We start from the raw sequence: 26,232 nt of genomic DNA on the forward strand, positions 1-26,232 counted from the left end.
ATGACTCGACAACCACGCAAACAGCGAAACAAGACACGCGACGCACCGCTCCACGAGCGGCACAAGCAGGTCCGCGCGACGCTGTCCGACGACCTCCGCGAGGAGTACGGCCAGCGCAACGTCCGCGTCAACGCGGGCGACACCGTGGAGGTTCTCCGCGGCGACTTCGCCGGCGAAGAAGGCGAAGTCACCGAGGTTGACCTCACTGACACCGTCATCTACGTCGAAGGCGTCACCGTTGCAAAGGCCGACGGCGAAGAGGTCCAACGACCCCTTCAGGCCAGCAACGTTCGCGTGACCGAGCTGGACCTCGAGGACGACGTCCGCGAGGCCCGACTTGAGGAGGATAACTAATGACTCGACACCAGAAACGACTGTCCGTACCGAAGTCCTGGCCGGTCGAGCGCAAGGAAGGAACGTTCACGGTCAAAGCCGGAGCCGGCCCGCACGGCAAGGCAGGGGTTCCCCTGCTCATCGTCCTGCGCGACGTCCTCGGCTACGTGGACTCCAAGAAGGAAGCGCAGTACGCGCTCAACCAGCAGAGCGTCCTCGTGAACGGCGACGTCGTCTCCGACGTCCGCCGTCCCATCGGGATGTTCGACATCCTGGCGTTCGACGAGCGTGACGAATTCTACCGCGTCTTCCCCGACGAAGGTGGTCGTCTCGCACTCAGCCCCATCGATGCCGACTCGGCATCCAGCCGGCTCGGGAAAATCGTCCGCAAGAACCAGGTCAAGGGTGGCAAGTTCCAGCTCACCCTTCACGATGGCTCGACGCTCGTCATCGACGACGCCTCGGAGTACGACAACAAGGACTCCATCGTCATCGACAACGAGTCGAAAGACATCGTCGCACACTTCTCCTACGAGGAGGGTGCACTCGTGACGGCTATCGCCGGCTCCCACGCCGGTGAAATCGGAGAGGTCTCCGAAATCATCGTCACGCCTGGCAGCGGAAACAACTCGGTCGTCGTCGAAACGGAAGACGGCGGCTTCGAGACCATCGAACCCTACGTGGTCACCATCGACGAGAAGTTCGCAGGTGATGACGAATGAGCGAGAGTGAAGTCCACGAGATGCGCCAAGCGCGCATCGAGAAGGTCGTCGTCCACATGGGCGTCGGCGAAGGTGGTCGCACGCTCGCCAAAGCCGAGGACATCCTCGAAGAAGTCACGGGCCAGCAGAGTGTTCGTACCATCTCTGGCCGTGCCTCGCAGGACTTCGGCATGCGCCGCGGCGAACCCGTCGGCGCGAAGGTCACGCTCCGCGGTGAGCAGGCAGTTTCGTTCCTCGAAACCGCACTGCCCATCGCCGACCTCTCGTACTCGTCGTTCGACGAGACGGGTAACTTCGGATTCGGTGTCGAAGAGCACACCGAGTTCCCGAGCCAGGAGTACGACCCGCAGATCGGTATCTTCGGACTGGACGTGACGGTCAACCTCGTCCGCCCCGGCTACCGAGTGAAAAAGCGCGACAAGCGCGCTCGTCAGATTCCGTCTGCACACCGCATGACGGTTGACGATGCCGTCGCGTTCCTCGAATCCACCTTTGACGTGGAGGTCACAGAATGAGCGACAGCGAAACAGAACAGACGGGCGAGCACGCAACCCAGCGCACCGGCCAGCAGAACGAGTGCCGACGCTGCGGTCGGAAACAGGGACTTGTCGGCAAGTACGACATCAACCTGTGCCGTCAGTGCTTCCGAGAGATTGCCCGCGAAATGGGATTCAAGAAGTACCGATAAGCAATGGCTGACAACGACCCACTCAGTAACGCACTCTCCGGCGTGGACAACGCAGAGAGTGTCGGACACCTGTCCCACGAGATCCAGCCCGCCTCGAACATCATCGGCTCCGTCCTCGAAGTCTTCTACGACCGAGGATACATCGACGGCTTCGAGTTCGTCGATGACGGTAAGGCCGGCCTGTTCGAGGTCGAACTAAAAGGCGCTATCAACGAATGTGGCGTCGTTAAGCCCCGCTACTCCGCGGGTGCCGACGACTTCGAGAAATGGGAGAAGCGATTCCTCCCTGCCCGCGACTACGGGGCACTCATCGTCACGACGAGCCACGGCGTCATGAGCCACTACGAGGCCCGCGAAGAGGGCATCGGTGGCCAGATCATCGCCTACGTCTACTAGAACAATGAGCCGAATAGAAATCCAAATCCCGGACGACGTATCCGCCGAGGTTTCCAACCTCGAACTCACCGTCGAGGGGTCCAACGGAAGCGTCACCAAGCGCCTCTGGTACCCCAACGTCTCGGTTTCCGTCGAAGACGGTTCCGTGGTCATCGAGAGCGACGTCGAGAACGCGAAGACGAACGCGACTATCGGCACCTTCGAGAGCCACGTCGAGAACATGCTCCACGGCGTCACCGACGGCTGGGAGTACAAGATGGAAGTTCACTACGCTCACTTCCCGATGCAAGTGAGCGAGGAAGGTGGCGACGTCGTCATCAAGAACTTCCTCGGTGAGAAGTCCCCACGACGGACGCCCGTCCGTGGAGACACCAACGTACAGATCGACGGCGAAGAACTGACGCTTTCCGGCCCCTCGAAAGAGGACGTCGGGCAGACCGCCGCCGACATCGAACAACTCACGCGCGTCAAGGACAAGGACACTCGCGTGTTCACCGACGGCGTGTACATCACACAGAAGCCCACGACTGGTGATGCCTAATGTCTGAAGAAATCACTGAACTCGAAGACATCAGCGGTGTCGGCCCGTCGAAGGCCGATTCGCTCCGCGAAGCTGGCTTCGAATCTGTCGAAGACGTCAAGGCCGCAAGCCAGTCCGATCTGGCCGAAGTCGAAGGCATCGGCAACGCGCTCGCCGCGCGTATCAAAGCAGACGTCGGCGCCCTCGAAGTCTCCGAAGAGACGGAGGCAGAGGTCGAAGACGAGACCGAAGAAGCCGAAGCCGAAGAAGAAGCAGAAGAAGACGTCGAAACGGAGCTTCAGCCCCGCGGTCACGTGGACAAGAAGCCCCAGCTCGACGACGACACTGCTCGTGCGCTGACGCAGAAACTGCGCGAGGGTAAGCCGCAGTTCAACCGTCAGGACTACCACAAGAAGATTCGCACGCCCACCTCGTGGCGGCGTCCCCGTGGTGGTCTCTCGAAGCAGCGTATCGGCATCAAGGGCAAAGGCCCGAAGGTCGAAGCAGGCTACCGCACGCCCAAGGCGGCACGCGGCCTGCACCCGTCCGGCTTCGAAGAAGTCCGCGTCCACAACGTGGACGACCTCGAAGGCGTAGACGGCGACGTTCAGGCTGTACGCATCGCATCGAAGGTCGGCGCTCGCAAGCGCGAGCAGATCGAAGACGAGTGTGAGGACCGCGAGATTCGCGTCCTCAACCCCACCTACGTCGAAGTCGAGGTGGATAACTGATGACGGACCTGAAAGCACAGAAGCGAATGGCTGCCGACGTCCTCGACGTTGGCAAGGGTCGCGTTTGGTTCGACCCCGAGGCACAGGCCGACATCGCGGAGGCCATCACGCGCGAAGACATCCGTGAACTCGTCGAAGAGGGCACGATTCGCGCCGAGGACGCGAAGGGCAACTCCAAGGGTCGCGCACGCGAGCGCGCCGCCAAGCGTTCCTACGGCCACCGCAAGGGTGCCGGCTCCCGCAAGGGTCGTTCCGGCGCTCGACAGAACAAGAAAGACGCATGGGTCAGCCGCATCCGCGCCCAGCGCCGTCGCCTCAAGGAGCTTCGTGACGAGGGAACGCTCGACCGTTCCCAGTACCGCGAAGTGTACAACAAGGCGTCCGGTGGCGAATTCGACAGCGTGGACCGGCTCGAAGCATACATCCAGAACAACTACCAGGTGGAGATTCAATAATGGCGACAGGACCACGATACAAGGTTCCGATGCGTCGTCGCCGCGAAGTCCGGACGGACTACCATCAAAGGTTGCGCCTGCTGAAATCGGGTAAACCCCGCCTCGTTGCTCGCGTGAGCAACAAGCACGTCAGGGCGCAGCTGGTCACGCCGGGCCCACAGGGCGACGAAACGCACGCTGCAGCGACCTCTGCCGACCTCGCCGAGTACGGCTGGGAAGCCCCGACGGGCAACCTCCCCAGTGCGTACCTCACGGGGTACCTGGCAGGCAAACGGGCACTGGCCGCCGGCGTCGAGGAAGCGGTCCTCGACATCGGTCTCAACACGGCCTCGCCCGGGAACAAGGTCTTCGCAGTGCAGGAAGGAGCAATCGACGCTGGCCTCGAAATCCCCCACAGTGAAGCCGTACTCGCAGACTGGGACCGCAACCGCGGCGTCCACATCGCAGAGTACGCAGAGCAGCTCGACGAGCCGCTCTACAGTGGAGAGTTCGATGCCACGAACCTTCCCGACCACTTCGACGAAGTGCTCGGGAATCTTCAGGAGGACGAATGAGCAGAAACAACAACGGCTGGGAGCCGCGAACGCGGCTCGGCCGCATGGTGCAGAACGGCGACGTCACGTCGATGGACCAGGCGCTCGAATCCGGGCTTCCCCTCAAGGAACCCCAGATCGTCGATCAACTCCTCCCCGGACTGGAGGACGAAGTGCTCGACATCAACATGGTCCAGCGCATGACCGACTCTGGCCGCCGGGTGAAGTTCCGGTGTGTCTGTGCTGTCGGTAACCGTGACGGCTACCTCGGCTACGCTGAAGCCCGCGACGACCAGGTCGGCGGTGCGATTCAGAAAGCCATCGAGGTGGCGAAACTGAACATCATCAAGGTAGACCGCGGCTCTGGGTCGTGGGAAGACCGCGCAGGCGGTGTCAACTCCCTCTCGCGCAAAGCAGAAGGGAAGGCTGGCTCCGTGACGGTCAAAATCATCCCCGCCCCGCAGGGTCTCGGCCTTGCGGCAGCAGAGACGGTCCGCAACATCCTCGAACTCGCAGGCGTCCAAGACGCTTGGACCAAGAGCGACGGGAACACGCGGACGACGGTCAACCTCGCCAAGGCGACGTACAACGCGCTGAAGAACGCTTCGCAGTCCCGGACGCCACGCCGCGCGCGTGAAATCCGACGTGAGGTGAGCGAATAATGCAGGCTATCGTTCAGCTTCGCGGTGAAGTCAACATGGCCCAGGACGTTCGTGACACGCTGGAGATGCTCAACATCAACCGCGTGAACCACGCGACGTTCGTCCCGGAGAACGACGCCTACCGAGGAATGATTACGAAGGTCAACGATTACGTCGCACATGGTTCGCCCAGTGTCGAAATCGTCGCCGAACTCATCAGCACGCGCGCGGAGCCGCTCGAAGGCTCGGCCGACATCGACGATGAGTGGCTCTCGGAGAACACCGACTACGACGACGTCGCCTCGCTCGCGCAGGCTATCGTCGATGAGGAGACGACCCTCCGCGAACAGGGTCTCTCCCCGGTGCTTCGTCTGCACCCGCCACGCGGCGGTCACCGCGGCCAGAAGCACGTCACCAAGGAAGGTGGCCAGCTCGGTAAGCACGAGACCGACCAAATCGACGAACTGCTGGAGGCAATGCGATGACGTCTAAGAAACGACGACAGCGCGGCTCGCGCACCCACAGCGGTGGTACCCACAAGAACCGGCGCGGCGCCGGTCACCGTGGTGGCCGCGGCCGTGCCGGACGCGACAAGCACGAGTTCCACAACTACGAGCCGCTCGGCAAACACGGCTTCAAGCGCCCCGACGTCCTCCAGGACGAGGTCGCCGAAGTCAAAGTCCAGAAGCTCGACGAGGACGCCGCACTCCTCGCCGCCGACGGCGTTGCCGAGAAGGACGGCGACACCTACACCATCGACGCCCGCGACGTAGCCGAAGACGGCTGGGACGTGGACGTCGTGAAGGTCCTCGGTGGCGGGCAGGTCCGCAACGAACTCAACGTCGTTGCCGACGCCTTCACCGCAGGTGCCGTCGAACGCATCGAATCGGCTGGCGGAAGTGTCGAACTTTCTGAGCGCGCTCAGGAAGCCGAAGACGCCGACGAAGCCGAAGCAGAGACGGAAGACGAGGAATAACTCATGGGATGGAAGGACGCCGCTGAACCTGTGCTGACGCGGATGCCCGCAGTTGCGCGACCGGAGGGACACGTACCGTTCCGCCGGAAGCTCACCTGGACGGGTGGCATCCTCGTCTTGTACTTCTTCCTGACGAACGTGACGCTGTTCGGTCTCGATGCCGGTTCCGCGAACGACCTGTTCGGTCAGTTCCGGTCCATCTTGGCCGGCCAGCAAGGGTCGGTGCTCCAACTGGGTATCGGTCCAATCGTCACGGCGAGCATCGTCCTGCAACTCTTGGGCGGTGCCGACCTGCTCGGGCTAGACACGAACGACCCGCGTGACCAGATCCTCTACCAGGGTCTCCAAAAGCTGCTCGTCGTGGTCATGATCGTCCTGACGGGCCTCCCGATGGTGTTCGCTGGCGGCTTCCTGCCGGCAGATACGCAGGTCGCCCAGTCGCTGGGTATCGGCGTCGGTGGCGTGAAAACGCTCATCTTCGCCCAAATCGCCGTCGGTGGTGTCCTCATCCTGTTCATGGACGAGATTGTCAGCAAGTGGGGCGTCGGCTCCGGTGTTGGGCTGTTCATCATCGCCGGTGTCAGCCAACAGCTCGTCGGTGGGCTGTTCAGCTGGCAGGGACTCGGCGGTGCGTCGGGCTTCTTCCCGACGTGGATTGGCATCGTCACCGGTGCGGTCCAACTGCCAACGTCGCCGACCGACCTCGCATCGACGCTGATCCTCGGTCAGGGACAACTGCTCGCGCTCGTCACGACGGTCCTCATCTTCGGCATCGTCGTGTACGCCGAGAGTGTTCGCGTCGAGATTCCCCTCTCGCACGCTCGTGTGAAGGGTGCTCGCGGACGCTTCCCGGTCAAGCTCATCTACGCGAGCGTCCTGCCGATGATTCTCGTTCGCGCCCTGCAGGCGAACATCCAGTTCCTCGGGCGCATCCTCGATAGCCAGTGGGCGGGTATGCCCGCATGGCTCGGTCAGTACACGCAGGGCACCGTCACCGGTGGCCTGTTCTACTACCTCGCGCCCATCCAGTCGCGTGCCGACTGGATGTGGTTCCTCGGGCTCACCTCGGCCGACCCCTTGGACATCATGATTCGCGTCGCTATCGACCTCATCTTCATGATCGTCGGTGGCGCGATATTCGCGGTGTTCTGGGTCGAAACGTCCGGGATGGGTCCCGACGCGACCGCACGGCAGATTCAGAACTCCGGGATGCAGATTCCCGGCTTCCGTCGCAACCCACAGGTCATCGAGAAGGTCATGGAGCGGTACATCCCGCAAGTGACCGTCATCGGTGGCGCGCTCGTCGGGCTACTCGCCGTCATGGCGAACATGCTCGGCACCATCGGAGCCGTCTCCGGGACGGGGCTGCTCCTTACGGTCTCCATCACGTACAAGCTGTACGAGGAGATCGCCGAGGAACAGCTCATGGAGATGCACCCGATGATGCGCCAGATGTTCGGTTCGGAATAACGGACGTCTGAACCTCGGCCGCTCTTCGGCCGAATTCACTTTCTTAGGACGACTGACGAAGGCCAGAGACTGGTGAGGCCGCGTCTTGCTGTTCGACCATCAGATGAGACCGTCGATACAAATCCATATGAGTCGGTCAAAACAGACGTAAGTCCCGTTTCTGCACCGTGTGACACGTTCGACAGCCCTTCGAAACAGTCTCAGATACACCCGAGTATGACGGCCCGTTCGAGTCGTTACGGAAAATCGAGGAGAAAGCCCCGTGCTTTAGCGCGGGGATGAATCCGACACTACCTTTCACGAACCACCGCCGATATCACGGCCTGATATTCCAATAGTTTCTTAAGATAGCGCACCTGATTACAACTGTAATGGTCACGGTGACTGTCACCGCGAAGTTCCACAACCCATCCCTCTCACGGCGGAAAGAGTGGCAACAGGGCACCCGTCTCTACCGCGACACCAAGCAGTTCTGTATCGACGGATGGCAGAACGGCGACTTCGGCAAGTCCGTGACCACAGCCAGCATTGATAACGGCCTCTACTCGGCTATTCAGAACCAAGCCATCCGAGAGGCGAAATCCGACCACAACAAGGACGGAGAGGTTCGATACCGAGAGAGTCAACCGTTCGCCGTCAACAACCAGAACTGGGAAATCGACATGACCGAGAACGGCACAGTCGTCGTCGGCTTCCCGTGTGTCTCTCAGTGGTGGTACACGCCTATCGAAGTGTACGACGACATTTCCGACCCCGTAGACCGACTGGTCGAGGGCGACGCGAAGAAGACGCGACTTCAAGTGTACCGCCGTGGTGACGACTGGTACTGTACGTTCAACGTTGAGTACGACACTGACACGTCAGGTGAGACGCCCGTTGGTGTCGATATTGGTGAACGGCACATCCTCGCTGTGACGGCCTACGGTGAGGGTGAGTCAATGCTGGTGTCGGGTGGTGAGGCGAAGTACGTTCGACGCAAATATCGTTCCCTACGCGATTCGCTTTCGGAAGCGGGTGCGCTTCGCGCACGTAACCGTGTGGGTGACAAAGAACAGCGTCGAATCAAAGACCTGAATCACAAACTCTCCCGTCGCCTCATCACGTTCGCGGAACAATTCGAGAATCCCGTCATTCGGATGGAAGACCTCGAAGGTATCCGCGAGAACAGTTCGTGGTCGGGTGTCCACTCATGGCACTTCCACCAACTCCAACAGTTCATCACGTACAAAGCCGAACGTGTGGGTATTCGTGTCGAGAAGGTCGATGCGTACCATACCAGCCAACGATGTTCAGCGTGTGGTTCGATGGGAGCGCGTGATGGCGACCACTTTTCGTGTTCGGAGTGCGACCGTGGACGACACGCCGACCTGAACGCTTCAGAGAATATCGCACAACGGGAGGGAGAACCATGCACGGCGTAACAGTTCGGCTGACGCGAACCGTGCTACCTCGCTGGTTGAATAGCAAACCGTCTTTGACGCCCGCTGTATGCGGGGAGGAAGGCCCCATTGACAGGGCTACACGCGCTGAAAAGCACGCCGTTGGTCACAACTCGGTGGCAACCTTCGACGGGTCACGCGAAAGCGTACTTGAACCCCGAGGAAACGCGCAACCTGAATATCCACTTCGTGGAATCCTCGCCCTTTAGGGCGGGGAGGATGTCAAAACCAGTCGGGAGTGGGCCGATGCTCGTACGACTCGATATCTTCGAGCGTGACTGGATGGCTTTCGGGGTCTTGTAGTTCGAGGTCGGCCGCCGAGTACAAATCGTACAGGAGACCGATCTGTTCGTAGAGGCCCACCTGCTTGAGAAGGTCGATACCGTACTCGGTGACCGCGAAGTACGTGCGTGGAATCCCGTTCGGGACGGGCGACTCGGATGGTTCGAGCGTCGTCACGATTTGCGGCTCTCGACTTCGCAAGTCCGAGAGATGGTCGCGGATGGTGCTCTCGGTAATCTCGTTTCGAGCGCCAAGCTCTGGTGAGCTGAGTGCTCCGGTCGGGCTGGCGAGTAGTTGCTGCATGAGCCGCAATTTCGTCTCGCTCAATATCAGTTTGAGATCGGCAATTCGGTCCTCGTCGATGCCGTGGTCGGGGACATCTCGGGTGGAGACGGCAGCCATACGTATCCCATTGCATCCCACCGGCATATGTTTTGCGACGACTATCGACAAACATCTGCTGGAAACCATTACATTCTGCGGAAGAGTACGAAACACGATGTCCGACGACGCCCCGCCCCACATACGAAATCTTCCACGCCTCGACGACGCGAACTTCGTCTACCGAGGGTACGACGGGCAAGATGCTGCCCGAATCCACGCCGCTGCGATCGGTCTATTCGCCGATATCGACACGTTGACGCAGGCTGACGCGACGAAGTACTTCGTCCTCGGCAGTTACAAGTCCCCGCAGTCTAGTCGTGACGGTCCAAAAGACCGACTCAAACGCGCAGCCGAGCGTTTCAGAACCGAGCCGAAGGCGGCTGGGTTCCTCCTCGAAGAACTCGACCCCGACAACGAGGAGTGGGGGAATTTCTATCTCAAGTATCGGTACGCGCTCGTCGGCACGGACTACGCGGTGTTCGTCGTCGAGGACAACGACGGTGGCCACGAACTCGAACTGGGAACCGCACCACTCGAAACGACCTACATCCTCAAGCGAGACTACACGCTACCGTCTATCGACAACGACCTCGAATACGAGAAGTACGATGCGATGATGGCGACCCTGTGCTCGCTCATGGAGAAGAACGGACACCTCTATACCTGGCAAACGACAGACGACCTCGACGTGGCGCTCTCTGACCTCATCGACGACACCCTCCCGTAACGAGGCTTCAGCTCTCTCACCCACTCCCGGTAACACCCACGTCAGCGGATACTCAAGTTCTTCGAGTCCCTACAGTCGCCTAATGACGACACCCACACAGGGCATCCATCACGTGACCTGCATCGCCAGCGACCCGCAGGAGAACCTCGACTTCTGGGTCGAGACGCTCGGCCTGCGACTGGTCAAGCGCTCTATCAACCAAGACGACCCGAGTACGTACCACTTCTTCTTCGCCGACGCGGAGGGGAACCCCGGAACGAGCATGACGTTCTTCCCGTGGGAGAACATGTCGAGCGGGAAGGTCGGAACCGGGCAAGTCTCCCGAACTGCGTTCCGCGTCCCCGAAGGCAGTCTCGACTACTGGGAGGAGCGATTCGACGAGTACGGCGTCGAGTACGGCGACCGAATCGAGCGCTTCGGTGAGACGGTCCTACCGTTCGAGGACCCCGACGGCCTGCCGGTCGAGTTGGTCGAAGTCGAGATTCCCGACGACGACCCGACCGTACCGTGGACTGAGTTCGTCCCCGAAGAGAACGCCATCCGCGGCTTCCACTCGGTCACACTGTGGCTGGCCGACCCGCCCCAAACGAAGGACCTCTTGGAGACGATGGGATTCGAAGAAGTCGGCACCGAGCAGACCGAGGGCGACGTGGCCGGCGACGAGCGAACCCGATTCGCCGCGGCCGGCTCGGTCGGCAAGTACGTCGATATCGTCCCGACCATCGAGAGCGGCCGACAGGGCCACGGCACGGTCCACCACGTCGCCTTCCAGACGCCGACCGACGAGGACCAGTCGGCGATGCGCAAGGCGGTCCAGTCGAAGGGCCTGCGCCCGACGCCGCAAATCAACCGTCACTGGTTCCGGTCGGTCTACTTCCGCGAGTTCGGCGGCGTGCTGTTCGAGTTGGCGACGAGCGACCCCGGCTACGACAGCGACGAACCCCTCTCTGACCTCGGCGGCCGTCTCGTCCTCCCCGGCAAGTTCGAGGGCCAGCGCGAGCAAATCGAGGCGGGATTGACCGACGTGACGGTTCCGAGAGCGGAGTCCGCCGAAGCGGACGACTGAGACGGCACCGAGCGGAAACCGCCGACGACGTATCCGTCCCTTTTTTGAGATGCCTTACGCACGCCCGGAGTATGAACACGGGACGACTCGCGCTCGATATCGAGACGGCCAGCCCCCACGGCCCGCCGCGCGACTTCACGAACACGGACAAGTTCGAGTTGGTCGCCGTCGGGCTTGGATACCGCACAGACGGCGGCGACGTGGAGGTGACGGTGTGTCGCCGGCAGGGCGATTGGGGCGTCGAGCACACCGCGAACCTCCTCCGCGAGGTCGTCGAGTGGTGCGAAGAACGCGACGGTCCGGTTCTCACCTACAACGGCACGCACTTCGACGAACAGCACCTCCGCGCGTGGGCCGACCACGTCGCGGACGCTGGTGCGTGGCCCGGTGCTCCCGCACGTGTCGAAGCGCTCTTTTCGGACCACATCGACCTCGGACCGCTCGCCGCCGAGGCGTTTCCCCACGCGGTCAACGCCGGCCGCGACATCCCCGCGCTGTGGAAAGCCTGCGAGGAGGCGGGAATCGAGCAACCGAGCGTCTGGTACGACGACTACGACCTGCCGGCCGACTACCTCGAACAGTTGGGAATCGACGGGTCGGCCGTCAAAGGCGCGCACGTCGGAACCGCACTCGGCGAAGCCTACGTCGATGGCGTCGCCGCCGGCATCGACGGCACGCGGACGCACGACGAACTCGTGCGACTGCTCGAAGACTACGCCTCGGGCGACATCGAACCGCTATTCGCGTTACACGACGCGCTGAAGCGGGCGAACGCGCGGCAGTAGCGGGTTTTCGTCACTCTCTCGGCACGACGTGTCGCGCGGCAAACGTTTAGCCGACGGGTGCCGTATCACCTCGCATGAACGACCTCAAACCGAGGGCCGCGATAGAGGAGGAACTCCGCGGCAACGGTATCAGCGTCGAGTCGATTTCGCTCGGCGAGTCGGTGTCGCTCGTGTATCTCACCTCGTTTCCGGACGTGCAACCCGACCACGGAGAGGTCGGCCGCGCGGTCAAGGCGTTCCTCGAACTCTCGGAGGGTGAGTGGGACCCGAAGACCGTCGAGGCGACGATTCTCCGCAGCGACGACGACGTGCAGGCGACGTGGACACTCGAAGCCGAGTGGATTCGCGGCTACAACGAGTACCGTCTGGACGACTACGAACTGACCGACCGCGTCCTCGACAGCATCGAATCGGAGGACGCACAGTGAGCGCGTGGCGTCATCGCGGCCCGGTCACGCGCGAGCGCGGCCCCCGCCGACCGTCGCACTTCGACTACTCCCGGGTGACACTCACCTTCGACAGCGAAGGCACCGAGTGTACCGGGTGGCTCTACCGCCCGGACGACGTGGAGTCGCCCACGGTGGTCGTGCTGGCCGGCGAACTCGCCGCGGAGCGACGGTTCGGCCTTCGACGCTACGCGGAACGACTCGCAGAAGCGGGATTCGCCGCGTTTTGCTTCGACTACCGGAACACCGGGGACTCGTCCGGTGAACCGCGAAATCTCGTGGACCCGGACTCGCAGGTCGCCGACTGGCACGCCGCCATCGACGGCCTGCGCGAACAGTCGGAACTCGATATTGGCGGAATCGTGGTGATGGGAATCGGTCTCTCGGGTGGCTACGCGCTTCGGGCGGCCGCCGAGGACGGAACCATCTCGGCCGTCGTGGCGCAGTATCCGATGCTGAACGGAAAAGCAATCTTCGCCGGGCGAGGTGCGAAGGGGACGCTCTCGGCGCTCGTCGCGGGCGTCCGCGACAAACTCCAGTCTCGCGTGTTCGGTCCCCACACGGTGCCCGTCATCGGCGACGGCGCTTCGATGTCGGTCTTCGAGGACCCCGGCGTGCGAGGGTCATATCGCCAACTCGTCCCGCCGGGGAGCACGTGGAACGACGAGACGCCGGCGCGTATCTTCCTCTCGCTGTTCCGGTATCGGGCCGTCTCCGACCCCGAGGAGATTTACTGTCCGACGCTCCTCGTCTCGGGGACGCGCGACGACCTCGCGCCTGCGGACGCCGTCGCGTCCCTCGCCGACGACCTCCCGAACTCGACGCTCGTCGAGTTACCGGTCGGTCACTTCACGCACTACGACCGGGGATTCGAAGCGACGTTCGGGCACCTCGTGACGTTCCTGCGGGCGAACGAGTAGGCGAGACGCACAGTCGCCGCGTCCGTAACCGACTTCACCCCCTCGGTCAATTTTCCGTCAATGACGAAGACGCGCACCGTCGAACTCGAAGGCCACATCATCGACTCGGGGATGATGCAACAGGCCATGGGTATCGTGATGGACCTCGGTGGGAACTTCGATATCGAGGAGTTCGATGTCGGCCGCCAGAAGGACAAGACCTCGTACTGCCGGATGGCGGTTCACGCCGACGACGAACGCGACTTGCAGGAGATTCTCCACGAACTGCACCAAATCGGCGCGAACCTCACCGACCCGGTGGACGCACACGTCGAACCCTCTCCCGCAGACCAGGTCGTCCCGCTCGGCTTCTACTCGACGACCAACCACCCGACCGAGGTTCGCTACGAGGGTGAGTGGCTCACGGTCGAAGACATCGAGATGGACTGCGCGATAGTGGTCGAACCCGGCGACGACGGCGAGCCCGCCCGCGCCTACACGAAAGTCCTCAACGGCATCGAAGCAGGCGACCTCGTCGTCACCGACGAGGCGGGCATCCGCGTCAAGCCGCCCGAGCGCCCCCGTGATGCCTCCGGCCCGTTCGGCTTCATGCAAGGCGGCGTCTCCTCGGAGCGACCCTCCGACTCGCTCATCGAACAGGTCGCCGAGGCGATTCACGAGACGAAAGACGAAGGCGGTAACGTCCTCGTCGTCGCCGGTCCCGCGCTCATCCACTCCGGGGGTGGCGACGCGCTCGCCGACCTCATCCGCGAGGGCTACGTGGACATGATTTCGGCCGGCAACGGCTTCGCCACCCACGACATCGAACGCGGTCTGTACGGCACCTCTCTCGGCATGGACATGGAGACGATGGAACACCCACGGAAGGGCCACAAACACCACATCTACACCATCAGCGAGGTCATCCGCGCCGGCGGCATCGCCGAAGCCGTCGAAGACGGACTCATCAAAGAGGGCGTGATGTACGAGTGCGTGAAGAACGACGTGCCGTACGTCCTCGCGGGGTCGATTCGGGACGACGGCCCGCTTCCCGATACGATTACGGACACCATCGAAGCGCAGAACGCCATCCGCGAGCAGGCCCATCAGGCCGACATGGTGCTCATGCTCTCGACGCTCCTGCACTCCGTCGCGGTCGGGAACTGTCTGCCGTCTACTGCGAAAACCGTCTGTGTGGATATCAACCCCGCAACCGTCACCCAACTGCTCGACCGCGGGTCGTCGCAGGCGATTGGGATGGTCACCGACATCGGCACGTTCGTCCCGACGCTCGCCGAGAAAGTGCTCAACGGCGAGTGAGGCCGGGGGCTGAATGAGACGAGGAGACTGACCGACGACGAGTACGCGCGAGCGAACGTCTATTTTGCCTGCCAATTGGCGATGGGATTATCTCGTCGAACTCCGATGGGCGCGTATGAACCGACCGTGGAGCATCCTCGCCGTCTCGCTACTCGTCCTCCTCGCGGGCTGTGGCGGCGGCGTCAGTGGTGGACAAGACGGAACGGCCGCGACGACCGCGGCCGCGGGCGATGCGACGGCCGATGGAACGACGACTGCCGCCGAGGGAGAGTCCCAAGCGGCGATGAGCACGACCGAGTTCGACTTCAACCAATCGTGGGACACGCAGTACCGCGCGGGCCAGTACTACCGCTACGAGATAACGAGTCCGAACCTCGACGAGACGGCGAGCTACGAGTGGGAAGTCGTCGAGACGAACGAGACGAGCGTGACGATTCGAACGACCGTCGAAACGTCGAATGGGACGAGCGAGCAGACGGTGACCGCCTCGCGCGAGGAGTTGTACTCGGAACTGGCGGGGTCGCCCTCGGGGTCGATTGCGACGCTCGGATTCGACTCGCCGTACTACGCCAGCGTCGAGGGTGAGACGCTCGAAGTCGGCGACTCGTGGAACCTGTCGAGTCCGAGTGGGAACGTGAGCGTCACCGTGGACGAAATCGAGACGTACGCCGACCTCCGGTGTGCGAACTTCGTCGTCCGGATGAACGACAGCCTGTTCTGGGAGAGTTGCGTGACGCCGGAGAGTCCGCTTCCGGGCTACGTCGCGTTCTACGACGAGAACGAGACCGAACCCGCGTTCGAGATGACGCTCGTCGAGTACCGTCGCGGCGACTGAGACCTACACTTTTTCCAGCGGAATCACTGCCATCGGGACGTTCGCGTTCAAGAGGATGTCCTGTGCGGTGCTGCCGAAGACGATTTTCGAGGTGGGATTGCGCTTGCGAATACCGATGACGAGCTCGTCGGCGTTCACTTCGTTGACGTAGTCGAGTACGTCTGTCGCCGGTTCGTTACCGCGGATGAGTTGGTGCGTCTCGACCGTTACGAGGTCACCGAGTCGTGAGGCGACCACGTTGAGCGCGTCGTCGCCGTCGCGGACGTCGTCGCTGTCGGTCTCGTCTCCGCCGAAATGAGAGTTCACCGCGTGAACGACGTCTCCGTCTTTGATACGTCGAGTGAGGTAATCGCAAATCTCTGCGCTGGTCCTGACCGAGTTCGTTGCGACGACGTACGTTGCCATGGTACACCTCCACATTCGATTGTTAAAAATGCAACTCTACACCAGTGGTGTTCGATTACGACTCTCGGACCCACCCGAGACGACGCCCTCTCTCAGCGCCCATTGGTCAGACACAAAACATATACCCCATCCATAAATTCTCAGATTATGGATAGGAATGCCCTCCTCGCGGGCGGTGCGATTGGCATCGTCGCCATCGCCCTCGTCACCGCCCTCGTCGTCCCCGGTGTCCTCGCCGACCCGACGGACGACGGCCCGGTCCGACCGGGGCGAATTTCCGTCTCCGAGGTCACGATTGCGGCCGGTGCCGCGACCGGAGAGACGGCGACGCTGGACATCGAGACGCGAATCGAACACGGCGGTAACCCGACGGACAACGTGAGCGTGCTCGTTCGGGCTATCGACGAGGAGTCGGGACTTCGGATGGCGACAGAACAGGTCTCGGTCGGCAACCTCACCCGCGACGGCGAAGTCACCGCCGGCACCAACCTCACCGTCCCCCGCGAGGGTGGCTACGATATCGACGTGATTCTCTACCGGAACGCCGAGCGCGTCGATACGGCACAACAGCGTATCCGCGGTGTCGAGGCCATCAAGCCGCCGTACCTCCGGACGAACACCGAGTTCACCGAGAGCGAAGCACTGCCGCCAGTTTCGTTCTCGATTGCCGAGGCGGGCGACAACCGCTCGACGCTCGACGTGGGCGCGACGCTCACGAACACCGGCGACACGCCGACCGACGACCTGAGCGTTCGATTCGTGCTTCGACAGGCCGAGTCGAACATCGTGGCGTCCCAATCGACGGTGGACGTCGGTGAGGTCGGACCCGGCCGAACGGCGACGGTGGAGACGCCCGTCACCGTTCCGAACGACTACAACTACTACATCGACGCGGTGTTGGTGCGCGATGGCGTCGTCATCGACACCGCCCGCGGCGCGGCGAACCTGAACCCAACGAGGACGATTAGCGTGAACGAGACGACAGAAGAAGTCGAACTGGAAGTGAGCGATTTCGAAGACAGCGACACGACGAGCGGTGACGACGACTACCGAACCGAGGAGTCCGGCGCGACGCAGACCGGCACGCCCGGATTCGGTCCCGTCGTCGCGCTCGTCGCACTCTGTGCGAGCGTGCTCGCCCTTCGGAGGTGGAGACAATGAGCGACGAGACGGCCACGAACACCGGTTCTCAGCCGACAAAACGACAGCACGCGCCCGACCCCGACGCCGATATCGACGACGCGGACCGCGAATTCGCCTCGCGTCTTCGTCGCTACCTCGACTACGCCGTCCTCGCGGGCCTGCTGTTGCTCGCGCTCATCGCGGTGTTACAGTTCTACCTGAACGCCAGTCAGACGATTTCGACGTGGGTCACGCCCGAGTACCGCGCGCCCTTCCAAGCCGTGTTCAACCTCGTGATACTGCTCGTCTCGGGTCTCGGTATCTCGATTCAGCTTCGACGCCTGACCTGAGCACCCTGCGAGAGTCACTCAGTCAGCGTATATTTTTCAGGCTTCCCTGAGAGGTGCAGTCTATGAACTTCCTTTTCGTCTCGATAGACGGACTCATCGGCGACATCGCCTGGCGCGTTCGCAACGAGGGCCACGAGGTGCGCTACTGCATCGAGAACGAGGACGAACGCGAGATTGCCGACGGCTTCGTCGAGAAGGTCCACGACTGGCAGGAACACACCGAGTGGGCCGACACCATCGTCTTCGACGACATCTTCGGCTACGGCACCCACGCCGAGCGACTCCGTGAAGAGGGCAAGGCCGTCGTCGGTGGCACTGCCTACACCGACCGCCTCGAAGACGACCGAAACTTCGGCCAGCGCGAGTTGAAGAAGGCCGGAATCGACGTACTCCCCCACGCAGAGTTCACCGACTTCGACGAGGCCGTCGAGTGGGTTCGAGAGAACCCCGACGCCTACGTCATCAAACCGAGTGGCAACGTCCAGAACGTCAAGCGGCTGGTCTTCGTCGGCGAGGAAGACGACGGCTCTGACGTGATTCGCATCCTCCAGTCGTACAAGCGCTCGTGGGGCGACAAAATCGAGCGCTTCGAGATTCAGCGCCGGGCCGACGGCGTCGAAGTCGCGGTGGGCGCGTTCTTCAACGGCGAGCGGTTCGTCACGCCCATCTGTATCAACTTCGAGCACAAGCGACTGTTCCCCGGCAACGTCGGCCCCTCGACGGGCGAGATGGGCACGAGCATGACGTGGACGGGCAAGAACGACATCTACCGCCGAACGCTCGAACCGCTCGAAACGCGACTCGCCAAAGAGGGCTACGTCGGCTACATGGACCTCAACTGCATCGTCAACGCCGACGGTGTCTACCCGCTGGAGTTCACCCCGCGATTCGGCTATCCGACGATTTTCCTCATGGAGGAGGCGATGAAGACGCCGATTTCGGCGGTGTTCGCGGACATCTCCCGCGGCCGCGACCCGGGAATCGAGGTTCACTCGGGGTTCCAAGTCGGCGTCCGCGTCTGTCTTCCGCCCTTCCCATTTACCGACCCGCAGACCTTCTCGGAGTTCGCCTCGAACGCGCCAATCGGCTTCGAGTCGAAGCCCCCGAAAGAGTGGACCGAGCGCCACCGCCTCGAAAACGCACCCGACGGCGTCCACATCGAGGACGTGAAGTGCGTCTCCGACCAGTGGCGCGTCGCCGGAACCTCTGGCGTCGTCATGGTCGTCGCCGGAATGGGCGATACGATGGCCGACGCACGGACGCAAGCCTACGGCCGCATCGACGACATCCTGCTTCCCAACATGTACTACCGCGACGATATCGGCGAGCGCTGGATAGACGGCGAGGGCGACAGACTCCACTCGTGGGGCTACCTCCGAGACTGAGCGGCGAGCCAGCGGATTTCTGTCGGCTTCTGTGAGTCCGGCGACAGGTTCCTTGACTCGCGCGTCGTAACTGGAGGGTATGCAGGCAACGTCGCAACTGGCACGCCTCCGTGAGGTGGCCCGACCGCTCGGCGCGCTCGTCGTCGGTGTCGCGGCGTTTCTCCTCTCGATACGGCTCCTGAGTGGAGCGTCTGCCGCGCTCAGTCCCTCACTCGTCCCCGTACTGGACCGCGTCGTCATGGGACCACTGTCTGCGCTCGGTGCCAGTTGGTTGGCGACGTATCCCGTGCTCAACGGGACGGCCATCGCCGCGCTCTCGATGGTGTTGTACACCGAAGCGCTCGTGACGCCGCTCGAACTGTTCCTCATGATTTGCGGGTCGCGGTTCGGGTCGGTGACCATCGTCCTGCTCGTCGGTTCCGTCGAGTACGTCCGCCAGCGCGACGTTTCGCTCCGAGATGCGATGTGGTTCGGTGTACTCTCGTTTCTCGTCACGTGGAGCGTGTATCTCCCGGTGACGGCACTCGGTTACGTCACCCTCGCGCCGCTCACTCCTCGTCTGTCTGCGATGGCGTCCCGGTTCACTCTCGAATTCGCCGCGCTCGACTCGCTCGAACCGTTTATCGAGCGCATCGTCGAAACCCTCGGACCGCTCGGTGCCGGACTGGTCGCACTCGGGTTGCTTCTGGGGAGCCTTCGACTGTTCGACTCGGCGTTCGATGCAGTGGATGTCGAGCAGGTTCGTGACTCGCTCGCGCGACACGGCAGAAACCACTGGTTTCTGTTCGCCATCGGCTTCGTGGTGACCGCGCTGAGTACGAGTGTGGCGTTCTCGCTCGGCGTCGTCGTCCCGCTCTCGGTACGTGGCTACGTCGAACGAGACGAGCTACTGCCGTACATTCTCGGCGCGAACGTCGGGACGCTCATCGACACAGTGGCCATCGCCATCGTCCTCGACGAACCGGTTGGGCTTGCAGTCGTCCTCTTCACCGCGGCGCTCGCTACGTTGGTTGCAACCGTGTTCGTCGTCGCGTACCCGTGGTACGAAGCGGCCATCGAGACCATCTTCGAGACAGCGGTCGAGACTCGTCGCCACTTTCTCGCCTTTCTCGGTCTGCTGGTCGCGTTGCCACTCGTACTGCTCGTCGTCGAACGACTCGTGTGAAGAACAGTCGGCGCAGCCTCAGAGAATCGGCACAGAATCAGTTGAGCGCCAGCCAGGCCGCGAAGACGACGAACCCGCCGACGAACGTGCTCGCCGCGGCGTGGAGGCGGAGTTGGTCGAGGATGTGGTGGGCGTGTTCGTCTTCGACCGAGAGCATGTCGTGAATCTCGCTGCCGATTTCACACCGGGGGAGGAAGTCCATCGCCACGTGGAGGAAGACGCCCGACGCGAAGCCGAAGACGAGTCCGCGGATGGCACCCGACGCGGGGACGGCAACCGCACTGGAGACGATGGCGGCGATGCCGAGTCCGGCCGCGGGGAGCAACAGTGGCGCGACGGGTCGGTCGTTCGCCGTGAGACGGCGCGCGGCGGCGTAGCCGGCGGGACCTTTGTGCGAGACGATTGCGAGACCGAGACCGACGCCGACGTCGATGTTGCCGTAGATAAGCCCGATAATCGCACCGGCGGAGATGGCGTGGGCCGCGAGTTCCGTCACCGTCCGGTCGATTGGGAGGTCCATGTGCGCGAAGCGGTGGCCGATAGTGTGCGACCCGAACCCGGCGAGGATGCCGAAGGCGATGCCGAACCCGCCGAACTGCGGGTGGTGGCCGAGCGCCTGCGGGACGAGAAAGACGGCGGCGCTCGTCACCATCGCGCCGCTCGCAAGTCCGTAGCCCCACACGAGCCCCTCCGCGTGGTCACCCCGGGCCCGAACGCCGAGCGGGGCGGCGAGTGCCATGGCACCGAACGCAGCCCACGAGACGACGAGCAGTTTCCACGCCTGCGTCGTGACCGCGTAGGCCGAGAGCGCGAGGAGAACCACGACGCTGCCGACGCCGATGGCTGATGACCGATTCATGTTGTGAACAATCTTGCTGAGGTTAATAAACTGCCCGATTCGGGTCCCCCGAGGGTTCTATCTGGAGAGGTGCCGAAGCAGGTGAATCAGCGGGTCGCCTGCTTCCACGCCTTCAGGTCGAGGACGCCGCCGTCGAAGTCGTCGGGTGCCGCCTCGGTTGCCGCCCACAGGAACATCGGCGCGACGTCGTCCGGGTCGCGGCCGTCACCGCCGGTGAGGTCGGTTGCGACGAGACCAGGGTCCACGATGCCGACCGGTTGGTCGAGTTCGACCGCGAACTGTCGGACTGCCGCTTCGGCGGCGGCTTTCGAGACGGCGTACGCGCCCATTCCGGGTTTCGCGTCGCGGGCGATAGCGCCCGAGGGGACGAGAATTCGGCTGTCGCTAGTCATGTGCGGGAGGGCCTCTTTGACGGCCGTGAAGACGCCTCTGACGTTGGTTCGCAGCGAGTCGTCGAAGGCGGCGTAGGAGTCCTCGGCCAGCGGCATCTCGCCCGGCGACCCGTGACAGACCGCGGCGTTGGCGACGAGTACGTCGATTCCCCCACCGAGGCGGGCGGCCGTCTCCATCAGGCGCTCCATGTCGAACTCGTCGCGCACGTCGGAGCGGAGACCTTCGGCAGTGCCGCCAGCGTCCTCGATATCTTCGAGAACCGCGTCGAGGGCGTCTGTATCGCGTGCGCAGGCGACGACGGTCGCCCCGTGTGCGCCGAATGCGCGGGCGACGGCGGCACCGATACCGGAACTCGCGCCCGTGACCACGACAGTGGTGTCGTCCATACGCGCCATTGGGAGTGACCGTGCTAAAGTGATACTACTCGGAACCCCGCTTTGGTCAGTCGATTTATGTGAACGTCGTTCTTACACTCTTGCATGAATTCTGTCTCGGACCTCGACTCGCTGTCGGGCGAATCCGTCGTCGTCATCGGCGGCGGGTTCGGCGGTCTCTCGACGGCCTGCTATCTCGCTCACGCGGGTGCCGACGTCACCGTCTTGGAGAAGAACGAACAACTCGGTGGCCGCGCCAGCACCCTCGAACGAGACGGCTTCACGTTCGACATGGGTCCGTCGTGGTACCTCATGCCCGACGTGTTCGAGCAGTTCTTCGCCTACTTCGGGAAGTCGCCCGAGGACTACTACGGCCTGACGCGACTCGACCCCCACTACCGCATCTTCTTCAAAGACGGCGACCGGGTGGACATGGTCCCAGACCTCGAAAAGAACAGGGAGGTGTTCGAGTCCTACGAACCCGGCGCGGCCGACAAGTTCGACGACTACCTCCGGAAGTCCAAGCGCAACTACGAAATCGGGATGGAGCACTTCGTCTACAAAGACCGGCCGAACCTGCGCGACTACGTGGATTTCGACGTGCTCCGGTACTCGTGGGGCCTGTCGCTCATCGGGTCGATGCAGGACCACGTCGAGAACTACTTCGACCACCCCAAACTCCAGCAGATCATGCAGTACACGCTGGTGTTCCTCGGCGGCGCGCCGAACAACACGCCCGCGCTCTACAACCTGATGAGCCACGTCGATTTCAACATGGGCGTCTACTACCCCGACGGCGGTCTCGCGGGCGTCGTCTCGGCGATGGTCCAACTCGGCGAGGAGTTGGGCGTCGAGTTCCACACCGACTCGCCGGTGACCGAAATCGCGGGTCGGCGCGGCGGGTTCGCCGTCCGAACCGAGGACGGCCGCGAGTTCCTCTGCGACCAGGTCGTAAGCGACGCCGACTACGCCCACACCGAGCAGGAACTCCTCCCCGAGAGGAAACGCCAGTACAGCGCCGACTACTGGGAATCCCGGACGTACGCGCCCTCGGCGTACCTGCTCTATCTCGGCGTCGAAGGCGACGTGGACGAACTCGCCCACCACACGCTCGTCCTCCCCACCCAGTGGGACGACCACTTCGAGCACATCTTCGACGACCCCGCGTGGCCCGACGACCCGGCCTACTACCTGTGTGTCCCCTCGAAGACCGACGACACGGTCGCCCCAGAGGGTCACAGCAACCTGTTCGTGCTCGTCCCCATCGCGGCCGGTCTCGAAGACACACCCGAACAGCGCGAGGCCTACCGCGACCTCGTCCTCGCCGACATCGCCGAACACACCGGCGTCGATTTGCGAGACCGAATCGTCGTCGAGGAGTCGTTCTGCGTGAACGATTTCGCCAGCCGCTACAACAGCACGCAGGGGACGGCGCTCGGTCTCGCACACACGCTCACCCAAACCGCGCTCCTCCGTCCCGGCCACGCCTCGAAGAAGGTCGATGGCCTGTACTTCACCGGGTCCTTCACGACGCCCGGTATCGGCGTGCCGATGTGTCTCATCAGCGGGCAACTCACCGCGGAGAAGATGGCCGAAGACGCGCGATGACGGAGACAGAGATGGCACCGACTTCGAACGGCACCGTGCGGGACCGACTCGTCTACCTGTTGGTCCTCTCGCGGCCGCGATTCTGGCTCTACTTGGCCGGTCCCGTCATCGTCGGCGTCGCCGCCGCCGCGACCTCGCTTTCGGATCTCTACTCGCTCGAAGCGGTCGCCCTCTTCGCGTACTTCCTCGTCCCAGCGAACGTCTTTCTCTACGGCGTCAACGACGTGTTCGACCGCGACGTGGACGAAGCGAACCCGAAGAAAGACGACCGAGAGGCGCGCTGGCAGGGTGACCCGGTCAACCTCGCCGTCGTCGTCGGCAGCGGTGTGCTCGGCCTCGGGCTGTTCGCGTTCACGCCCCCCATCGCGTGGCCGTGGCTGGTCGCCCACTTCGTCCTCGCTATCGAGTACAGCGCCCCTCCCTTCCGGTTCAAGACGACGCCGATTCTCGACTCGGTGTCGAACGGCCTCTACATCCTGCCGGGCGTGGCCGCCTACGCGACCATCGCGGGCGTGAATCCACCCGCGCTCGCCGTCGTCGGCGCGTGGCTCTGGACCATGGGGATGCACACCTTCTCGGCGATTCCCGACATCGAACCCGACCGAGACGCCGGGATTCAGACGACGGCGACGTTCCTCGGCGAGCGCCGAACCTACTGGTACTGCGCGCTGACGTGGGCGGGTGCCGCCCTCTCGTTCGCAACCGTCGATATCCGACTCGGTGCCCTTCTCGCGGCGTATCCGCTCGTGGTGCTCGGTATCGCTCGCTCGAACGTGGACGTGTCGAACGCCTACTGGTGGTACCCCGCGTTGAACACCGTCGTCGGCATGCTCATCACCCTCGGGGCACTCTGGAGCATCGTATATGGCTGAGGGACTTCGCCTTCCTCGAACGCGGCGGGACGCCGAAGCGGCGCTCGACCGACTCGTTCGAGAGAATCGCTTTACGATTTCCGTGTTCTTCCCACTGAACGGTGCGGTACTCCTCGTCGCAAGCGCGATGGGGTGGCTGCCAGACCCGCTGGCGTTCAACGCCTTTCTCATCCTGTTCGGTACCCTCGTGATGCGCTCGCCGCTCCTCGTCGGCGTCCTTCCCCTGTTCACCCGCCGCGCCGTCGTCGGCGTGGGCGCGCTGACCGCCTACGCCTACGCCATCGAGTACACCGGCATCACGACCGGGTGGCCCTACGGGTGGTTCTATTACGGCATCGACCTCGGTCCCACCGTCGCGGGCGTCCCCATCGGTCTCCCGGTGTTCTTCATCCCGCTCGTGATGAACGCCTACCTGTTGTGTCTCCTGTTGCTCGGAAGTCGCGCACAGAACACGCTAATTCGACTCGTCGCCGTCATCCTCACCGTCCTTGCTATGGATGTCGTCCTCGACCCGGGTGCGGTTTCACTCGGGTTCTGGGAGTACTACAGACTCGGTGAGGATGCCATTCTCTTCTACGGCGTCCCGCTGTCGAACTACGCCGGATGGGTCGTGAGCGCGACGATTGCCGTCCTCGCGCTCGATTGGGCGTTCGACCGGAGTGCGCTGCTCACGCGCCTCGATTCGACCGAGTTCATGCTCGACGACTTAGTGAGCTTCGTCATCCTCTGGGGCGGCATCAACGCGTGGTTCGGCAACTGGATTCCCGTCGTCGTGGCCGGACTGTTCGGTATCGGACTCCTCAAAACGGACCGCTTCGACTCTCGACTCCTCCGGATTCCGCGGCGGTTCCCGTGGCAGTCGTGATGTTCAGCGAATGACTTCCGCAGCGGTCCGAAAAATCAGTCCCAGCCCCACCGACTCAGCGCGCGCCGCCATCCGGAGAACCGACCGCGGCCACGTCCGCGTCGAATCGGCGTCGAACCCGGTCCAACGTCCGCGTCGAACTCTTCGTCTTCCGGGTAGGGAACGACGCTGACGGCTTTGAACACGGCGACCGGGTCGCGCCACACAGCCCAGTAGAGACTCGACTTGGCCAAGAGCGCCACTTTTCTGGCCGAACTCAGTTCCGGCGTCGTCGAGAGCGTGTCGTAGCCGAGTTTTCGAATCGACCGGTGGTGGTCGGCGTAGAGTATCGCCGCGAGCAACACCGGGAACTGGCAGTCCGCGGGGAGGTGTTCGATGCCGGCGACGCCCTTCCGGTAGAGCGATTCGGTCCGGCGGAGTTCGTCCTGCATGACGTTCACCATCCGGTGGTCGAATTCGAGTTCGAGCACCTCCTCGTGACTGAGGTTGTAGCGCTGGAGCGTCGATTCGGGGAGGTACACTCTGTCGCGCTCTCTCACGTCCTCGCCCACGTCGCGGAGGAAGTTCGACATCTGGAACGCCTGCCCGAGCGCCGTCGCGTGCGGGAGCGCCGTCTCGGGGTCGTTCGGGCGCATCACGCTGGTCATCATCCGCCCGACGGCCGACGCAGAGCCGTCCATGTAGGCTTCGAGTTCCTCGTACGTGGCATACCGGTCTTTCTCGATGTCGGACTCCATCGCGTCGATGAAGACGTTCACGTCGTCGGGGTCGATACCGTACCGCTCACGCAGTTCGGCGAACGCCGACAGCACGGGGTCGTCCGCTTCGCTCTCGCCCAGCGCTTCGGCGCGGAGGCGTTCGAGTTGCGCTCGCTGTTCTTCCGGGGGGGCAGTCTCTGCTGCATCGACAACTTCGTCGGCGACCCGGAAGAACGCGTACAAGACGTAGGTGGCGTGGCGAACGCGCTGGGGCAACAGTCGCGTCGCAAAGTAGAACGTCTTGCCAGTCCGCTGTTGTATCGCTTTCCCGGCTTCGACCTGTGATTCATCTACCATCGTTTCGTTACTGAGAGTCCTGCCGGTCGGAAGCCGGCAGTAATCGGATTCGTATTCAGTTCTTGGGGTGCAATCGACATAACACTTCGTGCCGTAGTGAAATCAACCGGGAAACCCACAGCCAACGCGAC

The 26,232-nt window shown here is 63.0% G+C and carries 33 protein-coding genes; 28 read left to right on the plus strand and 5 right to left on the minus strand.

Features of this window, described 5'->3' with window-relative positions; genetic code table 11:
* The 14 genes from rplX (at nt 1) to ACFQJC_RS02030 (ending at nt 8,886) form a co-directional block, all read left to right on the plus strand.
* Entirely contained in the window at nt 1–354 is a 354-nt protein-coding gene (rplX, locus tag ACFQJC_RS01965) for a 50S ribosomal protein L24 (protein WP_390221566.1), read from the plus strand.
* Complete coding sequence (locus tag ACFQJC_RS01970; protein WP_390221567.1) at nt 354–1,055, plus strand: 30S ribosomal protein S4e; 702 nt, start codon at nt 354–356, stop codon at nt 1,053–1,055. Before rplX ends, ACFQJC_RS01970 begins: the two co-directional genes overlap by 1 nt.
* Complete coding sequence (locus tag ACFQJC_RS01975) at nt 1,052–1,570, plus strand: 50S ribosomal protein L5 (protein WP_390221568.1); 519 nt, start codon at nt 1,052–1,054, stop codon at nt 1,568–1,570. Before ACFQJC_RS01970 ends, ACFQJC_RS01975 begins: the two co-directional genes overlap by 4 nt.
* Nucleotides 1,567–1,743: a 30S ribosomal protein S14 gene (locus ACFQJC_RS01980; protein WP_390221569.1), complete on the plus strand. Its 177-nt coding sequence runs from the start codon at nt 1,567–1,569 to the stop codon at nt 1,741–1,743. The genes ACFQJC_RS01975 and ACFQJC_RS01980 overlap by 4 nt, the downstream gene beginning before the upstream one ends.
* Before the next feature lie 3 nt (nt 1,744–1,746).
* On the plus strand, nt 1,747–2,139 hold the full coding sequence (locus ACFQJC_RS01985) for a 30S ribosomal protein S8 (protein ID WP_390221570.1): 393 nt from the start codon (nt 1,747–1,749) through the stop codon (nt 2,137–2,139).
* A 4-nt stretch (nt 2,140–2,143) separates the two neighbouring features.
* Entirely contained in the window at nt 2,144–2,680 is a 537-nt protein-coding gene (locus tag ACFQJC_RS01990) for a 50S ribosomal protein L6 (RefSeq protein ID WP_390221571.1), read from the plus strand.
* Nucleotides 2,680–3,390 carry a 50S ribosomal protein L32e gene (locus tag ACFQJC_RS01995; RefSeq protein ID WP_390221572.1) on the plus strand — a complete coding sequence of 237 codons (711 nt, stop codon included), beginning with the start codon at nt 2,680–2,682 and terminating at the stop codon, nt 3,388–3,390. The genes ACFQJC_RS01990 and ACFQJC_RS01995 overlap by 1 nt, the downstream gene beginning before the upstream one ends.
* Entirely contained in the window at nt 3,390–3,845 is a 456-nt protein-coding gene (locus ACFQJC_RS02000; RefSeq protein WP_390221573.1) for a 50S ribosomal protein L19e, read from the plus strand. The genes ACFQJC_RS01995 and ACFQJC_RS02000 overlap by 1 nt, the downstream gene beginning before the upstream one ends.
* Nucleotides 3,845–4,399, plus strand: coding sequence for a 50S ribosomal protein L18 (locus ACFQJC_RS02005; protein ID WP_390221574.1), 555 nt, complete (start codon nt 3,845–3,847; stop codon nt 4,397–4,399). Before ACFQJC_RS02000 ends, ACFQJC_RS02005 begins: the two co-directional genes overlap by 1 nt.
* Nucleotides 4,396–5,040, plus strand: coding sequence for a 30S ribosomal protein S5 (locus ACFQJC_RS02010; RefSeq protein ID WP_390221575.1), 645 nt, complete (start codon nt 4,396–4,398; stop codon nt 5,038–5,040). The genes ACFQJC_RS02005 and ACFQJC_RS02010 overlap by 4 nt, the downstream gene beginning before the upstream one ends.
* A complete protein-coding gene (locus ACFQJC_RS02015) occupies nt 5,040–5,504 on the plus strand; it encodes a 50S ribosomal protein L30 (protein ID WP_390221576.1) in 465 nt (154 codons plus the stop codon). Before ACFQJC_RS02010 ends, ACFQJC_RS02015 begins: the two co-directional genes overlap by 1 nt.
* Nucleotides 5,501–5,995: an uL15m family ribosomal protein gene (locus tag ACFQJC_RS02020; RefSeq protein WP_390221577.1), complete on the plus strand. Its 495-nt coding sequence runs from the start codon at nt 5,501–5,503 to the stop codon at nt 5,993–5,995. The genes ACFQJC_RS02015 and ACFQJC_RS02020 overlap by 4 nt, the downstream gene beginning before the upstream one ends.
* 3 nt (nt 5,996–5,998) lie before the next feature.
* Nucleotides 5,999–7,465, plus strand: a complete 1,467-nt coding sequence (secY, locus tag ACFQJC_RS02025; protein WP_390221578.1) for a preprotein translocase subunit SecY — start codon at nt 5,999–6,001, stop codon at nt 7,463–7,465.
* A gap of 371 nt (nt 7,466–7,836) precedes the next feature.
* The gene (locus ACFQJC_RS02030; RefSeq protein WP_390221579.1) at nt 7,837–8,886 is read left to right on the plus strand and encodes an RNA-guided endonuclease TnpB family protein; all 1,050 of its coding nucleotides are present in this window, start codon (nt 7,837–7,839) and stop codon (nt 8,884–8,886) included.
* A gap of 240 nt (nt 8,887–9,126) precedes the next feature.
* Here ACFQJC_RS02030 and ACFQJC_RS02035 read toward each other — a convergent pair whose 3' ends face one another.
* Entirely contained in the window at nt 9,127–9,588 is a 462-nt protein-coding gene (locus ACFQJC_RS02035) for a hypothetical protein (protein WP_390221580.1), read from the minus strand.
* Between the two features lie 97 nt (nt 9,589–9,685).
* Here ACFQJC_RS02035 and ACFQJC_RS02040 point away from each other — a divergent pair, with 97 nt between their 5' ends.
* The 7 genes from ACFQJC_RS02040 (at nt 9,686) to ACFQJC_RS02070 (ending at nt 15,648) form a co-directional block, all read left to right on the plus strand.
* Nucleotides 9,686–10,297, plus strand: a complete 612-nt coding sequence (locus tag ACFQJC_RS02040) for a DUF8170 family protein (protein ID WP_390221581.1) — start codon at nt 9,686–9,688, stop codon at nt 10,295–10,297.
* 82 nt (nt 10,298–10,379) lie between these two features.
* Nucleotides 10,380–11,363 (plus strand): ring-cleaving dioxygenase, encoded by a 984-nt coding sequence (locus tag ACFQJC_RS02045; RefSeq protein WP_390221582.1) that lies wholly within the window; start codon nt 10,380–10,382, stop codon nt 11,361–11,363.
* 71 nt (nt 11,364–11,434) lie between these two features.
* Entirely contained in the window at nt 11,435–12,148 is a 714-nt protein-coding gene (locus ACFQJC_RS02050; RefSeq protein ID WP_390221583.1) for a hypothetical protein, read from the plus strand.
* A 74-nt stretch (nt 12,149–12,222) separates the two neighbouring features.
* Entirely contained in the window at nt 12,223–12,576 is a 354-nt protein-coding gene (locus ACFQJC_RS02055; RefSeq protein ID WP_390221584.1) for a DUF8159 domain-containing protein, read from the plus strand.
* The gene (locus ACFQJC_RS02060; RefSeq protein ID WP_390221585.1) at nt 12,573–13,514 is read left to right on the plus strand and encodes an alpha/beta hydrolase; all 942 of its coding nucleotides are present in this window, start codon (nt 12,573–12,575) and stop codon (nt 13,512–13,514) included. Before ACFQJC_RS02055 ends, ACFQJC_RS02060 begins: the two co-directional genes overlap by 4 nt.
* A gap of 60 nt (nt 13,515–13,574) precedes the next feature.
* Nucleotides 13,575–14,813 carry an ornithine cyclodeaminase, nickel-pincer nucleotide-dependent gene (locus tag ACFQJC_RS02065; protein ID WP_390221586.1) on the plus strand — a complete coding sequence of 413 codons (1,239 nt, stop codon included), beginning with the start codon at nt 13,575–13,577 and terminating at the stop codon, nt 14,811–14,813.
* Between the two features lie 115 nt (nt 14,814–14,928).
* Entirely contained in the window at nt 14,929–15,648 is a 720-nt protein-coding gene (locus tag ACFQJC_RS02070; protein ID WP_390221587.1) for a hypothetical protein, read from the plus strand.
* Between the two features lie 3 nt (nt 15,649–15,651).
* Here the strand turns inward: ACFQJC_RS02070 and ACFQJC_RS02075 are convergent, their stop codons facing one another.
* Entirely contained in the window at nt 15,652–16,053 is a 402-nt protein-coding gene (locus ACFQJC_RS02075) for a universal stress protein (RefSeq protein WP_390221588.1), read from the minus strand.
* 147 nt (nt 16,054–16,200) lie between these two features.
* Here ACFQJC_RS02075 and ACFQJC_RS02080 point away from each other — a divergent pair, with 147 nt between their 5' ends.
* The 4 genes from ACFQJC_RS02080 to ACFQJC_RS02095 all read left to right on the plus strand — a co-directional run bounded on the left by ACFQJC_RS02080 (nt 16,201) and on the right by ACFQJC_RS02095 (nt 20,075).
* Nucleotides 16,201–17,214 (plus strand): DUF7490 domain-containing protein, encoded by a 1,014-nt coding sequence (locus ACFQJC_RS02080; RefSeq protein WP_390221589.1) that lies wholly within the window; start codon nt 16,201–16,203, stop codon nt 17,212–17,214.
* On the plus strand, nt 17,211–17,525 hold the full coding sequence (locus ACFQJC_RS02085; protein WP_390221590.1) for a hypothetical protein: 315 nt from the start codon (nt 17,211–17,213) through the stop codon (nt 17,523–17,525). The genes ACFQJC_RS02080 and ACFQJC_RS02085 overlap by 4 nt, the downstream gene beginning before the upstream one ends.
* A gap of 62 nt (nt 17,526–17,587) precedes the next feature.
* Nucleotides 17,588–18,910, plus strand: a complete 1,323-nt coding sequence (locus ACFQJC_RS02090; RefSeq protein WP_390221591.1) for a phosphoribosylamine--glycine ligase — start codon at nt 17,588–17,590, stop codon at nt 18,908–18,910.
* Nucleotides 18,911–18,989: 79 nt separating this feature from the next.
* Nucleotides 18,990–20,075, plus strand: coding sequence for a sodium:phosphate symporter (locus tag ACFQJC_RS02095; protein WP_390221592.1), 1,086 nt, complete (start codon nt 18,990–18,992; stop codon nt 20,073–20,075).
* A gap of 37 nt (nt 20,076–20,112) precedes the next feature.
* On the opposite strand, the gene ACFQJC_RS02100 is transcribed toward ACFQJC_RS02095, so the two are convergent.
* Entirely contained in the window at nt 20,113–20,934 is an 822-nt protein-coding gene (locus tag ACFQJC_RS02100) for a ZIP family metal transporter (protein ID WP_390221593.1), read from the minus strand.
* 86 nt (nt 20,935–21,020) lie between these two features.
* Nucleotides 21,021–21,713: an SDR family NAD(P)-dependent oxidoreductase gene (locus ACFQJC_RS02105; protein ID WP_390221594.1), complete on the minus strand. Its 693-nt coding sequence runs from the start codon at nt 21,711–21,713 to the stop codon at nt 21,021–21,023.
* A gap of 93 nt (nt 21,714–21,806) precedes the next feature.
* On the opposite strand from ACFQJC_RS02105, the gene ACFQJC_RS02110 reads away from it, so the two are divergent.
* Genes ACFQJC_RS02110 through cruF form a run of 3 tightly spaced genes read left to right on the plus strand, consistent with a single transcriptional unit; the run spans nt 21,807 to nt 25,046 of the window.
* The gene (locus tag ACFQJC_RS02110; RefSeq protein ID WP_390221595.1) at nt 21,807–23,309 is read left to right on the plus strand and encodes a phytoene desaturase family protein; all 1,503 of its coding nucleotides are present in this window, start codon (nt 21,807–21,809) and stop codon (nt 23,307–23,309) included.
* Nucleotides 23,306–24,181, plus strand: a complete 876-nt coding sequence (locus ACFQJC_RS02115; RefSeq protein WP_390221596.1) for a prenyltransferase — start codon at nt 23,306–23,308, stop codon at nt 24,179–24,181. The genes ACFQJC_RS02110 and ACFQJC_RS02115 overlap by 4 nt, the downstream gene beginning before the upstream one ends.
* Nucleotides 24,174–25,046 (plus strand): bisanhydrobacterioruberin hydratase, encoded by an 873-nt coding sequence (cruF, locus tag ACFQJC_RS02120; protein ID WP_390221597.1) that lies wholly within the window; start codon nt 24,174–24,176, stop codon nt 25,044–25,046. Before ACFQJC_RS02115 ends, cruF begins: the two co-directional genes overlap by 8 nt.
* 35 nt (nt 25,047–25,081) lie before the next feature.
* On the opposite strand, the gene ACFQJC_RS02125 is transcribed toward cruF, so the two are convergent.
* A complete protein-coding gene (locus ACFQJC_RS02125) occupies nt 25,082–26,101 on the minus strand; it encodes a phytoene/squalene synthase family protein (protein WP_390221598.1) in 1,020 nt (339 codons plus the stop codon).
* Nucleotides 26,102–26,232 lie beyond the last annotated feature (131 nt).

The organism is Haloferax namakaokahaiae (genome assembly GCF_042663225.1).
Lineage (GTDB): Archaea > Halobacteriota > Halobacteria > Halobacteriales > Haloferacaceae > Haloferax > Haloferax namakaokahaiae.

Bases quoted from the DNA above. Each gene is read 5' to 3' on its own strand.
- rplX (WP_390221566.1), top strand. From the start codon at position 1: ATGACTCGACAACCACGCAAACAGCGAAACAAGACACGCGACGCACCG.
- ACFQJC_RS02095 (WP_390221592.1), top strand. From the start codon at position 18,990: ATGCAGGCAACGTCGCAACTGGCACGCCTCCGTGAGGTGGCCCGACCG.
- ACFQJC_RS02000 (WP_390221573.1), top strand. From the start codon at position 3,390: ATGACGGACCTGAAAGCACAGAAGCGAATGGCTGCCGACGTCCTCGAC.
- ACFQJC_RS02105 (WP_390221594.1), bottom strand. From the start codon at position 21,713: ATGGACGACACCACTGTCGTGGTCACGGGCGCGAGTTCCGGTATCGGT.
- secY (WP_390221578.1), top strand. From the start codon at position 5,999: ATGGGATGGAAGGACGCCGCTGAACCTGTGCTGACGCGGATGCCCGCA.
- ACFQJC_RS02085 (WP_390221590.1), top strand. From the start codon at position 17,211: ATGAGCGACGAGACGGCCACGAACACCGGTTCTCAGCCGACAAAACGA.
- ACFQJC_RS02010 (WP_390221575.1), top strand. From the start codon at position 4,396: ATGAGCAGAAACAACAACGGCTGGGAGCCGCGAACGCGGCTCGGCCGC.
- ACFQJC_RS02115 (WP_390221596.1), top strand. From the start codon at position 23,306: ATGACGGAGACAGAGATGGCACCGACTTCGAACGGCACCGTGCGGGAC.
- ACFQJC_RS02070 (WP_390221587.1), top strand. From the start codon at position 14,929: ATGAACCGACCGTGGAGCATCCTCGCCGTCTCGCTACTCGTCCTCCTC.
- ACFQJC_RS02080 (WP_390221589.1), top strand. From the start codon at position 16,201: ATGGATAGGAATGCCCTCCTCGCGGGCGGTGCGATTGGCATCGTCGCC.
- ACFQJC_RS02005 (WP_390221574.1), top strand. From the start codon at position 3,845: ATGGCGACAGGACCACGATACAAGGTTCCGATGCGTCGTCGCCGCGAA.
- ACFQJC_RS02040 (WP_390221581.1), top strand. From the start codon at position 9,686: ATGTCCGACGACGCCCCGCCCCACATACGAAATCTTCCACGCCTCGAC.
- ACFQJC_RS02015 (WP_390221576.1), top strand. From the start codon at position 5,040: ATGCAGGCTATCGTTCAGCTTCGCGGTGAAGTCAACATGGCCCAGGAC.
- ACFQJC_RS02100 (WP_390221593.1), bottom strand. From the start codon at position 20,934: ATGAATCGGTCATCAGCCATCGGCGTCGGCAGCGTCGTGGTTCTCCTC.
- ACFQJC_RS01975 (WP_390221568.1), top strand. From the start codon at position 1,052: ATGAGCGAGAGTGAAGTCCACGAGATGCGCCAAGCGCGCATCGAGAAG.
- ACFQJC_RS01985 (WP_390221570.1), top strand. From the start codon at position 1,747: ATGGCTGACAACGACCCACTCAGTAACGCACTCTCCGGCGTGGACAAC.
- ACFQJC_RS02035 (WP_390221580.1), bottom strand. From the start codon at position 9,588: ATGGCTGCCGTCTCCACCCGAGATGTCCCCGACCACGGCATCGACGAG.
- ACFQJC_RS02065 (WP_390221586.1), top strand. From the start codon at position 13,575: ATGACGAAGACGCGCACCGTCGAACTCGAAGGCCACATCATCGACTCG.
- ACFQJC_RS01970 (WP_390221567.1), top strand. From the start codon at position 354: ATGACTCGACACCAGAAACGACTGTCCGTACCGAAGTCCTGGCCGGTC.
- ACFQJC_RS02110 (WP_390221595.1), top strand. From the start codon at position 21,807: ATGAATTCTGTCTCGGACCTCGACTCGCTGTCGGGCGAATCCGTCGTC.
- ACFQJC_RS02090 (WP_390221591.1), top strand. From the start codon at position 17,588: ATGAACTTCCTTTTCGTCTCGATAGACGGACTCATCGGCGACATCGCC.
- ACFQJC_RS02055 (WP_390221584.1), top strand. From the start codon at position 12,223: ATGAACGACCTCAAACCGAGGGCCGCGATAGAGGAGGAACTCCGCGGC.
- ACFQJC_RS02125 (WP_390221598.1), bottom strand. From the start codon at position 26,101: ATGGTAGATGAATCACAGGTCGAAGCCGGGAAAGCGATACAACAGCGG.
- ACFQJC_RS02020 (WP_390221577.1), top strand. From the start codon at position 5,501: ATGACGTCTAAGAAACGACGACAGCGCGGCTCGCGCACCCACAGCGGT.
- ACFQJC_RS02045 (WP_390221582.1), top strand. From the start codon at position 10,380: ATGACGACACCCACACAGGGCATCCATCACGTGACCTGCATCGCCAGC.
- ACFQJC_RS02050 (WP_390221583.1), top strand. From the start codon at position 11,435: ATGAACACGGGACGACTCGCGCTCGATATCGAGACGGCCAGCCCCCAC.
- cruF (WP_390221597.1), top strand. From the start codon at position 24,174: ATGGCTGAGGGACTTCGCCTTCCTCGAACGCGGCGGGACGCCGAAGCG.
- ACFQJC_RS01980 (WP_390221569.1), top strand. From the start codon at position 1,567: ATGAGCGACAGCGAAACAGAACAGACGGGCGAGCACGCAACCCAGCGC.
- ACFQJC_RS02075 (WP_390221588.1), bottom strand. From the start codon at position 16,053: ATGGCAACGTACGTCGTCGCAACGAACTCGGTCAGGACCAGCGCAGAG.
- ACFQJC_RS01995 (WP_390221572.1), top strand. From the start codon at position 2,680: ATGTCTGAAGAAATCACTGAACTCGAAGACATCAGCGGTGTCGGCCCG.
- ACFQJC_RS01990 (WP_390221571.1), top strand. From the start codon at position 2,144: ATGAGCCGAATAGAAATCCAAATCCCGGACGACGTATCCGCCGAGGTT.
- ACFQJC_RS02030 (WP_390221579.1), top strand. From the start codon at position 7,837: ATGGTCACGGTGACTGTCACCGCGAAGTTCCACAACCCATCCCTCTCA.